This is a genomic window from Streptomyces sp. NPDC107517 (assembly GCF_055582645.1).
The window spans coordinates 351,499-364,986 of sequence record NZ_JBVJPM010000005.1 but is presented as its reverse complement, the minus strand read 5'-3'; the positions used below and the strand labels follow the sequence as shown (position 1 = coordinate 364,986).

At 70.0% G+C, this 13,488-nt stretch carries 15 protein-coding genes and 6 tRNA genes; 9 read left to right on the top strand and 12 right to left on the bottom strand.

Annotated features, from left to right (window positions below; all coding sequences use genetic code 11):
• Positions 1-3: 3 nt before the first annotated feature.
• Positions 4-672 carry a potassium channel family protein gene (locus tag ACZ67T_RS15170; RefSeq protein WP_469984236.1) on the top strand — a complete coding sequence of 223 codons (669 nt, stop codon included), beginning with the start codon at positions 4-6 and terminating at the stop codon, positions 670-672.
• Between the two features lie 33 nt (positions 673-705).
• Here ACZ67T_RS15170 and thrS read toward each other — a convergent pair whose 3' ends face one another.
• The 3 genes from thrS to ACZ67T_RS15155 all read right to left on the bottom strand — a co-directional run bounded on the left by thrS (position 706) and on the right by ACZ67T_RS15155 (position 4,707).
• Entirely contained in the window at positions 706-2,682 is a 1,977-nt protein-coding gene (gene thrS, locus ACZ67T_RS15165; RefSeq protein WP_469984235.1) for a threonine--tRNA ligase, read from the bottom strand.
• A gap of 163 nt (positions 2,683-2,845) precedes the next feature.
• The gene (locus ACZ67T_RS15160) at positions 2,846-4,063 is read right to left on the bottom strand and encodes a hypothetical protein (protein WP_469984233.1); all 1,218 of its coding nucleotides are present in this window, start codon (positions 4,061-4,063) and stop codon (positions 2,846-2,848) included.
• A 77-nt stretch (positions 4,064-4,140) separates the two neighbouring features.
• The gene (locus ACZ67T_RS15155) at positions 4,141-4,707 is read right to left on the bottom strand and encodes a DUF4365 domain-containing protein (protein ID WP_469984231.1); all 567 of its coding nucleotides are present in this window, start codon (positions 4,705-4,707) and stop codon (positions 4,141-4,143) included.
• Positions 4,708-4,876: 169 nt separating this feature from the next.
• Between ACZ67T_RS15155 and ACZ67T_RS15150 the strand changes: the two genes are divergently transcribed.
• Positions 4,877-5,602, top strand: a complete 726-nt coding sequence (locus ACZ67T_RS15150) for a 3'-5' exonuclease (protein WP_100597013.1) — start codon at positions 4,877-4,879, stop codon at positions 5,600-5,602.
• Between the two features lie 75 nt (positions 5,603-5,677).
• Here the strand turns inward: ACZ67T_RS15150 and ACZ67T_RS15145 are convergent.
• From ACZ67T_RS15145 to ACZ67T_RS15130, 4 genes are all read right to left on the bottom strand, one after another.
• A tRNA-Val gene (locus ACZ67T_RS15145) sits at positions 5,678-5,749 on the bottom strand.
• Between the two features lie 53 nt (positions 5,750-5,802).
• Positions 5,803-6,249 (bottom strand): SRPBCC family protein, encoded by a 447-nt coding sequence (locus ACZ67T_RS15140; RefSeq protein WP_469984229.1) that lies wholly within the window; start codon positions 6,247-6,249, stop codon positions 5,803-5,805.
• A gap of 325 nt (positions 6,250-6,574) precedes the next feature.
• Positions 6,575-6,646 (bottom strand) — tRNA-Val (locus ACZ67T_RS15135).
• 85 nt (positions 6,647-6,731) lie between these two features.
• Entirely contained in the window at positions 6,732-7,178 is a 447-nt protein-coding gene (locus ACZ67T_RS15130) for a TIGR02611 family protein (RefSeq protein WP_469984228.1), read from the bottom strand.
• Between the two features lie 190 nt (positions 7,179-7,368).
• On the opposite strand from ACZ67T_RS15130, the gene ACZ67T_RS15125 reads away from it, so the two are divergent.
• Together ACZ67T_RS15125 and ACZ67T_RS15120 are read left to right on the top strand one after the other, a co-directional pair.
• Entirely contained in the window at positions 7,369-7,782 is a 414-nt protein-coding gene (locus tag ACZ67T_RS15125) for an SsgA family sporulation/cell division regulator (protein WP_003959770.1), read from the top strand.
• Positions 7,783-8,028: 246 nt separating this feature from the next.
• Entirely contained in the window at positions 8,029-8,589 is a 561-nt protein-coding gene (locus ACZ67T_RS15120) for a CGNR zinc finger domain-containing protein (RefSeq protein ID WP_469984226.1), read from the top strand.
• A 13-nt stretch (positions 8,590-8,602) separates the two neighbouring features.
• On the opposite strand, the gene ACZ67T_RS15115 is transcribed toward ACZ67T_RS15120, so the two are convergent.
• Together ACZ67T_RS15115 and ACZ67T_RS15110 are read right to left on the bottom strand one after the other, a co-directional pair.
• Positions 8,603-8,782: a hypothetical protein gene (locus ACZ67T_RS15115; RefSeq protein WP_100597017.1), complete on the bottom strand. Its 180-nt coding sequence runs from the start codon at positions 8,780-8,782 to the stop codon at positions 8,603-8,605.
• A gap of 167 nt (positions 8,783-8,949) precedes the next feature.
• Entirely contained in the window at positions 8,950-9,387 is a 438-nt protein-coding gene (locus ACZ67T_RS15110) for a hypothetical protein (protein WP_469984225.1), read from the bottom strand.
• A 243-nt stretch (positions 9,388-9,630) separates the two neighbouring features.
• Here ACZ67T_RS15110 and ACZ67T_RS15105 point away from each other — a divergent pair, with 243 nt between their 5' ends.
• Positions 9,631-10,152, top strand: coding sequence for a DsbA family protein (locus tag ACZ67T_RS15105; RefSeq protein ID WP_469984224.1), 522 nt, complete (start codon positions 9,631-9,633; stop codon positions 10,150-10,152).
• A 36-nt stretch (positions 10,153-10,188) separates the two neighbouring features.
• Here ACZ67T_RS15105 and ACZ67T_RS15100 read toward each other — a convergent pair whose 3' ends face one another.
• The 3 genes from ACZ67T_RS15100 to ACZ67T_RS15090 are packed head-to-tail and all read right to left on the bottom strand — an operon-like array spanning position 10,189 to position 12,945.
• On the bottom strand, positions 10,189-11,013 hold the full coding sequence (locus ACZ67T_RS15100; RefSeq protein ID WP_469984223.1) for a GNAT family N-acetyltransferase: 825 nt from the start codon (positions 11,011-11,013) through the stop codon (positions 10,189-10,191).
• A 58-nt stretch (positions 11,014-11,071) separates the two neighbouring features.
• Positions 11,072-11,893, bottom strand: coding sequence for an aminotransferase class IV (locus tag ACZ67T_RS15095; protein WP_469984222.1), 822 nt, complete (start codon positions 11,891-11,893; stop codon positions 11,072-11,074).
• Positions 11,890-12,945, bottom strand: a complete 1,056-nt coding sequence (locus ACZ67T_RS15090) for a chorismate-binding protein (protein ID WP_469984220.1) — start codon at positions 12,943-12,945, stop codon at positions 11,890-11,892. Before ACZ67T_RS15090 ends, ACZ67T_RS15095 begins: the two co-directional genes overlap by 4 nt.
• A 145-nt stretch (positions 12,946-13,090) precedes the next feature.
• Here ACZ67T_RS15090 and ACZ67T_RS15085 point away from each other — a divergent pair.
• The 4 genes from ACZ67T_RS15085 to ACZ67T_RS15070 all read left to right on the top strand — a co-directional run bounded on the left by ACZ67T_RS15085 (position 13,091) and on the right by ACZ67T_RS15070 (position 13,462).
• Positions 13,091-13,163 (top strand) — tRNA-Gly (locus tag ACZ67T_RS15085).
• A 37-nt stretch (positions 13,164-13,200) separates the two neighbouring features.
• Positions 13,201-13,274: transfer RNA gene (locus ACZ67T_RS15080), tRNA-Cys, on the top strand.
• 1 nt (position 13,275) lies between these two features.
• Positions 13,276-13,347 (top strand) — tRNA-Val (locus tag ACZ67T_RS15075).
• A gap of 43 nt (positions 13,348-13,390) precedes the next feature.
• A tRNA-Val gene (locus ACZ67T_RS15070) sits at positions 13,391-13,462 on the top strand.
• The last annotated feature ends 26 nt before the right edge of the window (positions 13,463-13,488 follow it).

Sequence of the window (13,488 nt, the reverse complement as noted above, 5' to 3'; positions counted from 1 at the left end):
CCGATGGGCGAGAGACGGCGCACGCCGTGGGAACACCGGATGGAGACCCCGCTGACCGTGGCGTCCCTGCTGTTCCTCGCGTCGTACGCGGTCAGAGTCCTCGGGCACGGGCTTCCGGACGTGGTGCGCGACGCGTGTCTCGCGGTGACCTCCGCCGCCTGGGCCGTCTTCGCGCTGGACTTCGCCGTCCGATGGCGCCACAGCGGCAAGGGCTTCTCGTTCGTGCGCCGCCACTGGCTGGACGCGGTGGTCATGGTGCTGCCGCTGCTGCGCCCGCTGCAGGTCGTGCGGACCTACGACGCCGTGCGGCGGCGGCGCGAGAAGCCGCGGCTCAGCCTGCACGCGCGCGTGGCGACCTACGCCGGGATGTCCGCCACGCTGCTCGGATTCGCGGCGTCGCTGGCCGTGTACCAGGTCGAGCGCGGGCAGCCGCACGCCACGATCCGGACCTTCGGGGACTCCGTGTGGTGGGCCTGCTCGACGCTGGCGACCGTCGGATACGGGGACGTGGTGCCGGTGACCCTGCTCGGGCGTCTGGTGGCGGTGGCTCTGATGGGGTGCGGTGTGGCGCTGCTCGGAGCGATCACGGGCGCGTTCTCGTCCTGGATGTTCCAGGTGTTCAGGCGCGACGACGACGAGAGGCCCCCGGGCAACTTCCCGGGGGCCTCCTGATGTCGTACGTCGCTGCCGTCAGCGGCGGGGGCGTCAGACCTGCACGCGCTCCTCGACGACCTTGACGATCTTCTCGATCGCCTCGTCGACGGGGATGCCGTTCTCCTGCGAGCCGTCGCGGTAGCGGAAGGAGACGGCGCCGGCCGCCATGTCCTCGTCACCCGCGATGATCATGAACGGCACCTTCTGCTTCTGCGCGTTCCTGATCTTCTTCTGCATGCGGTCCGAAGAGGAGTCCACGTCGACGCGCAGGCCCTTCTTCTTCGCCTTGGCCGCGAACTCCTCCAGGTACGGGATGTGCGCGTCGCCGATCGGGATGCCGACCGCCTGAACCGGCGCGAGCCAGGCCGGGAAGGCGCCCGCGTAGTGCTCGAGGAGCACCGCGAAGAACCGTTCGATGGAGCCGAACAGCGCGCGGTGGATCATGACCGGGCGCTGCTTGGTGCCGTCGGGGCCGGTGTACTCCAGGTTGAAGCGCTCCGGCAGGTTGAAGTCGAGCTGCACGGTCGACATCTGCCAGGTGCGGCCGATGGCGTCCTTCGCCTGGACGGAGATCTTCGGGCCGTAGAAGGCGGCGCCGCCCGGGTCCGGGACCAGCGGGAGGCCCTGCTTCTCGGCGACCTGGCGCAGCGTCTCGGTGGCCTCTTCCCAGATCTCGTCGGAGCCGACGAACTTCTCCGGGTCCTTGGTCGAGAGCTCCAGGTAGAAGTCGGTCAGGCCGTAGTCGCGCAGCAGCCCGAGGACGAAAGTGAGCGTCTTGTCGAGCTCCTCCGCCATCTGCTCCTTGGTGCAGTAGATGTGCGCGTCGTCCTGAGTGAATCCGCGGGCGCGGGTCAGGCCGTGCACGACGCCCGACTTCTCGTACCGGTACACGGTGCCGAACTCGAAGAGGCGCAGCGGCAGTTCACGGTAGGAACGCCCGCGCGCATCGAAGATCAGGTTGTGCATCGGGCAGTTCATGGGCTTGAGGTAGTAGTCCACGCCCTCGTCGAGCTGCATGGGCGGGTACATGCCGTCGGCGTACCAGTCCAGGTGGCCCGAGGTCTCGAAGAGCTTCCCCTTCGTGGCGTGGGGGGTGTAGACGAACTCGTAGCCCTCCTCCTCGTGCCGGCGGCGCGAGTAGTCCTCCATGACCCGGCGGATGATGCCGCCCTTGGGGTGGAAGACGGCCAGACCGGAACCGATCTGGTCGGGGATGGAGAACAGGTCCAGCTCGTTGCCCAGCTTGCGGTGGTCGCGCTTCTCGGCCTCGGCGAGGAACTCCAGGTGCGCCTTCAGCTCGTCCTTCGACGGCCAGGCGGTGCCGTAGATGCGCTGGAGCATCGGGTTCTTCTCGCTGCCGCGCCAGTACGCCGCCGCGTTCCGCATCAGCTTGAACGCCGGGATGTTACGGGTGGTGGGCAGGTGGGGACCGCGGCAGAGGTCCTTCCAGCACAGGTCACCGGTCTTGGCGTCGAGGTTGTCGTAGATGGTCAGCTCGCCGCCGCCCACCTCGACATTCGCGCCGTCGTCGGTGGACGCGGAGCCCTTGATGCCGATGAGCTCCAGCTTGTACGGCTCGTCGGCCAGCTCCTCGCGGGCGGCCTCGTCGGTGACGACGCGGCGCGAGAAGCGCTGCCCGCGCTTCTGGATCTCCTGCATCTTCTTCTCGATGGCCTTGAGATCCTCGGGCGTGAAGGGCTTCTCCACGTCGAAGTCGTAGTAGAAGCCGTCCTTGACCGGCGGGCCGATGCCCAGCTTGGCGTCGGGGAACAGCTCCTGCACGGCCTGCGCCATCACGTGCGCGGTGGAGTGGCGCAGGATGCCCAGACCGTCCTCGGAGGAGATCTCGACGGGCTCGACCTCCTCGCCGTCCTGCACGGCGTACGCGAGGTCCTTCAGCTCGCCGGCCACACGGGCGGCGACGATGGTGCGCTCGCCGGCGAAGAGCTCGGCGGCCGTAGTGCCCGTCGTCACCACGCGCTCTTCCCGCTCGGAATCGCGTTGGATGATCACACGGACGTCTGACACCGGACTCTCCTGCCTGAAGGGGGCGCGCGATGCTCTGGCCACGCGCGCAATACACAGGGGATCGTACCGAGCCCGGGGCCCGACTTGCGAAACGGTATCGACACCGCCCGCGCCACGTTCCCCGCGCACACACCGGGAACCCCCTGCTCACGAGCCCGTGAACTCAGTCGTCCCCGCTGCACGCCTCCTCGAAGAAGTCCAGATTCTCCTGGAGCGACTTCATCAGCCGGTCCCGCTCGGCCTCCTCCACCTGTACGGGCACCACGCCGCTCGCCCCGGTCAGCCGCCGGAAGCCGCCCCGGCTCTCCAGCCGCCCGTGCACCCTGATCGGCAGCCCCACCAGATGCGCGTGCCCCGCCGTCCGGTACGCCTCCTCGTCCAGCGTCATCCGTACGTGCGGCACATCGGCGCCCCCTATGACGTGCAGCCGCACCGTGCCCTCGCCGCGCGGCCGCGATCTGCGCATGCGTACGACGGTGCCGGTGATGCGGACGGCGACGGACGGCTCGGACTGCAGATAGCGGGCGCTCGCCTCCCGCAGCACTGCCAGGTCTCCGGGCGAGAACTCGACGGGCTCGTCCCCGGCCGTGCACTCGTCGGGCACTCCGGCCGCCGGTGACCATTCGACGCCGACCCGGGCTCCCTCCGTGCCGCGGACGAGGGCGACGAGCGCTTCGACGAGCTCGTGACTCACCCCCGCCTCGACCGCGCCGTCGAAGGCGTCCATGCCGCCGGTGGCCCGCCGGTAGTCGATGGCCTCGCGGGCCGCGTAGAGCGCCTGGTGGAGACGGACGGCGAGCGCGCGGCCCACGGCGACGGGCACGAACGCGGTGAGCCTGCGGCCGCCGGGGGCGTCCCCGACGAGGACGGTCTCCAGCGACGCGGCGGCGGGCCTGCGGTGGCGCGCCCCGTAGTACCCGGCCCTGCCCCGGGCCGCGAGCGCGGCGGCCAGCAGCATCCGCCGGGCCGCGGCGCGCAGCTGCTCCTCCACCGGCCATGCGGCGCTTCCTGCGGGCCCGGCCGGCACATCACGCCACCAGCGGATCTCGTCGCTCGGCACGGCGAGCGAGACGAGGACCTCCCGCGCGGAGTGCGACCCGCTGCGCTCCAGCGCCTCGAGCGCCTCGCCGAGCAGGTCGTCGCTGTCGGGGAAGGCGCGGCTCTCCGGTACGAGCAGGCTGGTGCGCCCGGAGGCGCCGGGCAGCGTCCAGCGCACATAGCGCCCGGTGGCGCCGCCGCGGCGCTCCCAGCCGTGCCGGTCGAGCAGTGCGTTGAGCACGACCGGGTCGACCTGCTCCGGGCCGGGGCCTTCGAGGTCGGCGGGGTGAGATCGGGCCGTGTTCAGGGCGCGCAGGCGCTCGTCGGTCGGGCGGTGCTGCATCAGGGTCTCCCTCCCTGTCCGTCAGGGCCTCCCGCGCGTGCCTTCAGGCGTCCCGCGCCTTCAGGGCGTCACGCGTTTCAGGGCCTTCCGCCCGTACCGATCCGCGTCATGATCTCGCAGAGCGCACGGTCGTCGAATATCCGCGAGGTCGGGATGCGCACGGTGGTGCGGCGCCGGCCTGTCACGGGATGGCCGGCCAGGTTGATCCAGTAGCAGCAGTGCCGCAGGTCGAGCCGGTCGTGGCCGGCCCGCAGCCAGTCGTCCTGCGAGCGCGGCACGATCATCACGACCAGGATCTTGTGCACCGACACCGGTGTACGGGCGAGCTTCTCCAGATGCGGGTTGTCGAGCGTGAAGGAGAAGGACGGCCCCGGCGGCTTCGGCGGGATCTGGTACGTGCACTTGAGCTGCACCTTGATGGTGACCTCGTCGTCGACCGTGTGCCCGGGGGCGCTGTGACTGACGTGCCAGTCGATTCCGTTGTCGGGGAACGGCTGAGAGAGCGAACAGCCCGCGGCTGCCGCTACGGCATGCAGATAGCCCACCTGGAGTGTCTCCATGCAGGCGGTGGTGGCGAGTGTGCCGCGCGGCGGTGCGATCCGCTCGGGCAGCAGCCCACCCTGTTCGGGCTGCGCGAGCGCCATGTCCAACTGGCCTTCCGAAAAAGGTGAATCCCCTGGGCGGGTCTCTGAACTGCCGTGACCCGTATCTGTGTTGTCTCCGGTCGGCGTACGACGCAAACAGCCCGGGTATCACCGAATCGGGCAGCCGCGAGGGGTCATCTGCCAGGTGTGAACGAGGAGTTGCATTGACATGACGTGCTGGTACGAGGGTCCTCTGGCCGCCTTCGACACCGAGACCACCGGCGTGGACGTGGAGAGCGACCGCATCGTGTCGGCCGCGATAGTGGTGCAGGACGCCGCGGGCAGCCGGCCGCGCGTCTCACGCTGGCTCGTGAATCCGGGGGTGCCGGTGCCGGCCGGGGCGACGGAGGTGCACGGCCTGACGGACGAGCACCTTCAGCGCAACGGCCGCTGGCCGGCCCCCGTCATGGAGGAGATAGCCAGGCTGCTGGGCGAACAGGCCGCGGCGGGCCGCCCGCTCGTGGTGATGAACGCGCCGTTCGATCTGACGCTCCTGGACCGGGAATTGCGGCGCCATCGCGCGTCCGCGCTCGGCCGCTACATGGAGAGCTCATCGCTGTGCGTCCTGGATCCACGCGTCCTCGACAAACACCTGGACCGCTACCGCAAGGGCCGCCGCACCCTGACGGACCTGTGCGCGCAGTACGAGGTCGAGCTGGAGGGCGCACACGACGCGGCCGCCGACGCGCAGGCCTCCCTGGATGTCGTACGGGCTGTGGGGCGCCGTTTCGCGTCCCGCCTGGAGCGGCTGTCCCCTGCCGAACTGCACACCCTTCAGGCCGTCTGGCACGCCGCGCAGGCGCGCGGGCTGCAGGCGTGGTTCGCACGCAGCGGCAATCCCGAGACGGTGGATCCGGCGTGGCCGATGCGCACGGAACTGCGGGAGGCCGCCTGAGAGTTGCCCGACCGGGCTCGGGCCCGGGACACAGAAAAGCCGGTCCGTCTGCTGACGGACCGGCTTTCTTCCGGGTGGGCGATACTGGGTTCGAACCAGTGACCTCTTCGGTGTGAACGAAGCGCTCTCCCACTGAGCTAATCGCCCGGGAACGGGTTGAACCATACAGGCCCCGGCGGGTTTCCATCAAACCGGTTCCGTCAGCGCCGCCGCAGATACGCGACCAGCCCGCGCCGCCCGGCCCGCATCATCAGCGCGTGGTTGACGAGAAACACCGGTCTGCCGACGAGGGCGAAGCGCCGCAACAGGGGTTTGCACACCTCCACCTCCTGCTCGTACAGCGCACGCGTCCCGCCCTCGTGCGCGCGCACGGTCCACCGCGCCCAGCCCTCCAGGTCGCCGGACATGGCGATCTCCAGGACCCCGGCCCCTGGGTCGCCGCGCAGGGCGGTGGCCGTCACGAACAGGTCGTAGGGCAGGAGCGAGCGGAAGCGGGCGGTGCCGCGCCGCTCGTCGAGCGGGGTCGCCTCGCGCACTTGGGGCCACCACAGGGGGTAGTCCTCGCCGCGCTCGAGGACCGCGAACACGTCGGCGGGCTGCGCGGGCAGGTCCCAGACGCTGCGGAAGCGGTAGTGGCTCCAGTCCATGGTGCGAGTCTCCCCCGATGCGCGACGGCTCACGTGAACGTGAATTGACGTGATGGCGCCGGTCATTGATTCGCCGTCAGGACTTCCGGATTCCGCGCGAAGTTCCCGAAACTCTGAAAGGAGGTCAGGTTCGTCCGGTCTGCGAATTGCCCGTGGGGCCTCGCCCGGTTATCCCATGTATCCGAGTGGATTATGGGATTCCTGTTCCGGTTGCCGTACGCCAGGGGCGTCCCGCCACCTGAAAGCGCTTGCCGATCATCATGAGCACACACGGAAACACCGAGGGCCCCGGAGGCTTGAAGCCTCCGGGGCCCTCGGTCCGGGGTGGGCGATACTGGGTTCGAACCAGTGACCTCTTCGGTGTGAACGAAGCGCTCTCCCACTGAGCTAATCGCCCGGGCGCAGAGAGAACATTACCGCATGTCAGCGGGTGCTCCGACCAGCCCTGACACCCCCGGCGCGACCCTCGCGGGCCACCCCGCTCACTCCTTGATCTTCCACGGCATCTCGAAGCCGAACTTCCACACGTAGATCCCCACGAGCACCGCGATGATCACCACGCCGATCGACGTCAGGATGATGTTCCGCCGGCGCACCGCCGGGTCGAGCGCGCGCTGCGTGGCCTCGGTGACCTTGCGCTTCGTCCAGCGGAGCACGAGCTGCGCCCAGACGAACTCGGTCGCCCAGATCGCCATGCCGCCGAAGATCACCAGCCAGCCCGGGCCCGGCAGCGGCAGCATGATCACGCCCGCCACGACCACCGCGAGCCCGACCACGAAGACGCCGACCTGCCAGCTCAGATGCAGGGCCCTGCGGGCCTTGATGAACTCCGGCGCCCGCGAACCGAGCTCCGGTTCTGCCTTCGCCCCGTCCCCCGTCGTCGCGGCCGCGGATTCAGACTCGGCCGCCTCGTCACTCCCCGTATTCATACAACCAAACCTACCCGACGGAATCGCGTCACCGGAATGGACGCTCCGGAACAAGAAACACTCCGCCGTCCGAGCTACCTAAAGGCACTCAAAACACTCAGAGGGGTTTACAACGGCACCGTAGGTGGCATGTCGATTTCGCCGACGTGCGAATCCCCGAGCGCACACTGAGCGAAAGGCCCTGGCGCTTATGAACACCACGGTCAGCTGCGAGCTGCACCTGCGCCTCGTTGTGTCGAGCGAGTCCTCACTGCCTGTACCCGCAGGACTGCGGTATGACACGGCCGATCCCTACGCCGTGCACGCCACCTTCCACACCGGAGCAGAAGAGACGGTCGAGTGGGTATTCGCCCGCGATCTGCTCGCCGAGGGCCTGCACCGGCCCACCGGCACCGGCGACGTCCGAGTCTGGCCATCCCGTAGTCACGGCCAAGGCGTCGTCTGCATCGCTCTGAGCTCCCCTGAGGGTGAGGCTCTGCTCGAAGCCCCTGCGAGGGCGCTGGAGTCGTTCCTGAAGAGGACCGACGCGGCCGTGCCACCCGGCACGGAACACCGCCACTTCGATCTCGACACGGAGCTCTCACACATCCTGGCCGAAAGCTAAGGCCTGGAGCCGACGCCGGCACACCGCCGGAGTCACGCACCGCGAGAGCCGCTCGTTGCCGTCCACTCGGGGAGACGGACCGAGCCACAACAACTGCATACGGCATACACCGGCGCCGCCGCCGTGGGATCTTCCACGGGGGCGGCGTCGGCGCGTCCACGGACAGGCGCCACACGGCCGAGCGGACCTATAACATCGGCCAGCATCGGCGGGCACAGGCCCGACCCCCAGGCCAGGGAGCAAATCGTGCTGATCACCCACGACACCCGGTGCGCCCTCGACACCGTGGTCGATCTGGTGAACACCGCACCGGACGACGAACAGGCCGCCGACGGGCTGGCCGATCTGGCAGCCCTGGGCGAATTCGTACGAAAGAACGACGTCAGCGACGTCGGGCTGCTCACAGAGCGTGACCTCGACGCCGTACAGAGCGTGAGGGGACGGTTCGCCGCCGTGTTCGCGGCGCCCGATCCGCACGCCGCGGCCTCGCTCATCAACGAGCTGGTCGCCGCCGCGGGCACCACGCCGCGTCTGACCGACCACGACGGCTACGACTGGCACGTGCACTACTTCGCGCCTGGCGCGTCCGTCGCCGACCACCTCGCGGCCGACTGCGGGATGGCGCTCGCCTTCTTCGTGGTCGCCGGGGAACAGGAGCGGCTGCGGCGCTGCGAGGCCCCGGACTGCCGGCGGGCCTTCGTGGACCTCTCGCGTAACCGGTCCCGCAGGTACTGCGACAGCCGCACCTGTGGAAACCGCTTGCACGTGGCGGCGTACCGGGCGCGCCGTAAGGAGGCGGCGGGCTGACCCGCCCACACCCTCACAGCACGAACAGATCGTGCAGCGAAGCCAGGAGCAGCAAGCAGCCGATCACCGCCAGAAAGATCATCAAGGGCGGCTGCGACAGTGCGAAGAGGCAGCCTCGGCGTTCGTCGGCCGTGAAGGCGTCGTGTCGCTCGTCGGCCTGCGGGGCGGATCCGCCCTGTGTTGTGTCCAGCATCTCGCGGCGATGATGACGCAGTCGGCGCACCGCAGTCGATCAACACGCCCAAAAGAAGCGGGGGTTCGCCGGATTCCGTGACGAGGGTGGTACGAGGTCGACCGGAAGGAGTCCAGCAGCTTCCGTTTCAGGCCGAGGTCGACCGACCGCGGCCGAGGGTCCTCGGGTCAGATCCCGTGCTTCTTCAAAATCGCCTCGATGTCGCTGAAGTCCTCGGAGGCGGGCTTCGCGGCGGGGCGGGCCGCCTCTGGCCGGGTGGTCCGGCCCAACGAGGGGGCCGAGGCAGCGGGCGCGACGGCCTGGGCCTCGGCGGCCGCCCTGGCCGCCTTCCGCTCCTTACGGGTGCCACCACTGCGGCGCTCGAGCGCGCGGGTCACCATGAACAGGACCCAGGCGCCGCCGAGCACGACAAAGCCGGCCCACGCCGTCGGGCTGAACGCGGTGTCCGCCAGCCAGGCGACCGCACCGGTCATCACCAGACCGATCGGCACCAGCGAATAGGCGGCTATGCGCGCGGCCGCGAGGAAACGCCTCCGGTACGCCGTGACCGCGGCGATGCCCAGCCCGGCCACGGAAACGGCGGAACAGACGGTCTCGGCAATCATCCGGTCCTCCTGGCACAGGCAGCGGGCGACGGAGCATTCCGTCCCCTCCATCGTGCACCGCCCCGGGGCCCGGAGGCCACGATCCGGGCGGACCTCAGGGACATTTCCGGGTACAGCCTCCTCCGCAGGTCCCGGTCCGGGGCCTGTCAGGGGTCCTGTCCGGTGTCCTGCCGGGATCTGATCAGGGGCGTGTTCAGCAGGTGCCGGTTGGGGTCCCCGGCGCCTGACTGGAAGACTGGTCGCATGAACGACGCCTCTGCCGCCTCCGCCCCTCAGGGCCGCCCCGTCCTCGACGTCTGGTGCGAGCTCCAGTGCCCCGACTGCCGCACCGCTCTCGACGACGTGCGGGCGCTGCGGGCCCGCTACGGCGACCGCATCGACCTGCGTCTGCGGCACTTCCCGCTGGAGAAGCACAAGCACGCCTTCGCCGGCGCGCAGGCCGCGGAGGAGGCCTTCGAGCAGGGGCAGGGGTGGCCGTACGTGGAAGCGGTGCTCGGCCGCGTCGAGGAGCTGGGCCGCAAGGGAGAGCCGTTCCTCGTCGAGGTCGCGGGTGAACTCGGTCTGGACGCCGAGGAGTTCGACACGGCGCTCGTCGACGGCCGGCACATCCTGATCGTCGACGCGGACCAGGCCGAGGGCAAGGCGATCGGCGTGACGGGCACACCCACGTACGTCATCGACGGCCAGCGGCTCGACGGCGGGAAGAGCCAGGACGGCCTGCGCGAGCGCGTCGAGGAGATCGCCGACCGGCTGCTCGGCTCGTAGCTCCAGCCCCTGCCCCTGCCCCTGCCCGCAAGCCGCTCAGAGCAGCGGCTTGTACAGGTGGAACTCGGTCGCCCGGTATCCGAGCGACTCGTACAGGCGGACGGCCGGGATGTTGCCCGCGAAGACGTTGAGCCCCAGGCGGGCGGCGCCCGCGGCGTGCGACTCGGCCTCCGCGAGGAGCATCAGCGAGCGTCCGTGACCGTTCCCTCGGTGCTCGGCCGCGACCTCGACGTCGTAGACGTAGGCGCTCTCACCGCGCAGCGCGACCCACAGCGTGCCCACGACCGCGCCGTCCGTCTCCAGCACGCTCAGGACGGTGTCCCGCGTGGCGAGCCCTTCCCCGAGCGCCGCAGCGTGATCGTCCTCGGCCTTGGCGCGCGCCTGGGCTTCGGGGACGCCGCGCTCGACCAGGCTGCGCACGTACCCGACGCGCGTATGCGCCTCCCACGCCGTGAACTCGGGGCCGGTCATACGCCGCCCCGCGCTGCCCGCAGGAAGCGCGGCGGGCTCGGCAGGGAGGTCCTTCTCCATGTTCCGGTTGCGCTCGACGTAGCCGAGGGCGGTGGCCAGGGCGAGGGCACGCGCGGCCGGTGCGGGGATCGAGACCTCGATCCGGCCGCAGTCCCAGCCGCGCGCCACCTCCTCGGCGGCGAGAGCGGCGACGGTGCCGCGGCCCCGCCCGCGGTCCGGCTCGTCGATGCGAAGATCACGGATCCGGGCCACCCGCTCTCCGTAGACGGGATGGGTGCTCAGGCGCAGCTCGCCGACGGGGCGGCTGTTCACACACACCTGGTAGTGGCGTGACCTTGTCCCGTCGGCGTCGCGCTGAAGCGGCTCGGTCGGCCGCAGAGTGGTGGTCATCAGGGGTGTTCTACCCGCCCCGTGACCACCCCGTCACCCGGATTACGGGCCGACCGGTCTACGGGTCGAGGTCGTCCGCCGCGCGCTCGTCGAAGACGCGCATCGCCTTGGCGGTGACGGGCCCGGGCGCGCCCGGCAGCTCGCGTCCGTCGACCCGGTGCACGCCCTGCACATCGCGCAGCGTGGACGTCAGGAAGATCTCGTCGGCGCGCTCCAGTACGTCCAGCGGCAGATCGGTCTCCTTGGCGCCGGTCCACTCGACGGCCAGCGCGCGCGTGATGCCCGCCAGACAGCCGGAGGCGACCGGCGGGGTGTGGATCTCACCGTCGAGGACGACGAAGACGTTCGACCCCGTGCCCTCGCAGAGCTGACCCACCGTGTTGGCGAACAGCGCCTCGGAGGCGCCCTGTTCGCGCGCGCGGGCGAGCGCGACGACGTTCTCCGCGTACGAGGTGGTCTTCAGGCCGGTGAGCGCACCGCGTTCGTTGCGCGTCCACGGGACCGTGACCGTGGCGGTGGAGTCGGGGCGCCGGTCGGCCTCGCCGAGCGCGACCACCAGCGTCGTCCCGTGCTCACCGCGGTCGGACCCCAGCGGGGAGAGCCCTCCGGTGTACGTGATCCGCAGCCGGCCGAGCGGCATCGGGTTGGCCTCGATGACGGCGTCGCAGGCCCTGCGCACCTCGTCGAGGTCGGGTTCGGCCAGACCGAGACCACGCGCGGAGCGGGCGAGCCGGTCGAGGTGGCGGGTCAGCGCGAACGGCTTCCCGTCGACCGACTTCACGGTCTCGAAAATGCCGTCGCCCACGGTCAGGCCGTGATCGAACACCGAGACACGGGCGGCCTCGAGTTCCTGCAGTGCGCCGTCGAGCCAGATCTTCACGTAGCGATCCCTTCACTTTCCTCGTACGTACCCGACGCTACCGCCAGCAGCCGGGAAGCCTTCAGCTCGGTCTCCCGCCACTCACCTTCGGGGTCGGAGCCCCAGGTGATGCCGGCGCCGGTGCCGAACCGCAGGACGCCCTCGGCCCGGTCGGCCCAGAACGTGCGGATGCCGACGGCCAGCTCGCCGGTGCCCCGGTCGGCGTCGACCCAGCCGATGCCGCCGCAGTACGGGCCGCGGGGCGCCGTCTCCAGGGCGTCGATGATGCGCAGGGCGCTGGACTTGGGCGCTCCGGTGACGGAGCCGGGCGGGAACGCGGCGTCGAGCAGGTCGCGCCAGCCTGCGCCTTCGCGCAGTTCCCCGCGGACGGCGGAGACGAGGTGGACGAGGCCCGGGTGCTTCTCGACCACGCACAGCTCCGGGACGGACACGGAACCGGTCACGCAGACGCGTCCGAGATCGTTGCGGACCAGGTCCACGATCATCACGTTCTCCGCGTAGTCCTTCTCCAGGAGGTCCGCCTCGGTGCGGCCCGTGCCCTTGATCGGCCCGGACTCGACGGTCCGCCCGGTGCGGCTCAGGAAGAGCTCGGGGGACGCGGTGGCTATCTCCACGCCGTGCGCGGGCAGGCGGATCGTCCCCGCGTAAGGGGCCGGGTTGCCGCGCGCGAGGAGCGCCGTGAGGGCGTCCACGTCCGCGCCCGGGGGAAGGGGCGCGGACAGGACGCGGCAGAGGTTGGCCTGGTAGACCTCGCCGGCCGCGATGTGGGCGCGGATCCTGCGCACGCCCTCGGTGTACGCAGCCCGGTCGAGGGACGACGTCCAGTCACCGGCCGCGGGCCCCTGCCAGGCGCCGGGGACCGGAGCGGGCACGGGCTCCTCCCGCACGGAGTCGAAGCGGGCACACACGAGACGGCCCTCGAAGTCGGCGGACACGGCCCAGAAGCCGGCCGAGTCCAGGGCCTCGGGATCGCTGGTCACGTCGCGCAAGTCGGTCGCTACGAGACCGCCGAAGCGGGCCAGAGGGGGCAGGTCGTGAGGGAGGTCGCGCACGTCTTCGAGTCTATGGCGGGTGTCCCCCGCGTGACCTGGGGCGGTCGCACCGCAGCACGCTGCGCAAACGCGTTTTTGTACTGGCCCGGGAATCCGCTAGAGTTCAACACGTCGCCGGGACGCGCAAGCGAAACGGAAACGACAAGCGGACGTAGCTCAGTTGGTAGAGCGCAACCTTGCCAAGGTTGAGGTCGCCAGTTCGAACCTGGTCGTCCGCTCAGGAAGTGGGGGATCTTCCCGAACCCCCACACTCCTGGTGGAGTGGCCGAGAGGCGAGGCAACGGCCTGCAAAGCCGTCTACACGGGTTCAAATCCCGTCTCCACCTCCAAGGACGATTAGCTCAGCGGGAGAGCGCTTCCCTGACACGGAAGAGGTCACTGGTTCAATCCCAGTATCGTCCACTGGATCATCACGAAGATCATCTTCCTGACGGTCCGAAACCCCGCGCGATTAGCTCAGCGGGAGAGCGCTTCCCTGACACGGAAGAGGTCACTGGTTCAATCCCAGTATCGCGCACGCAGTACGACTCACGGGTCCTGATA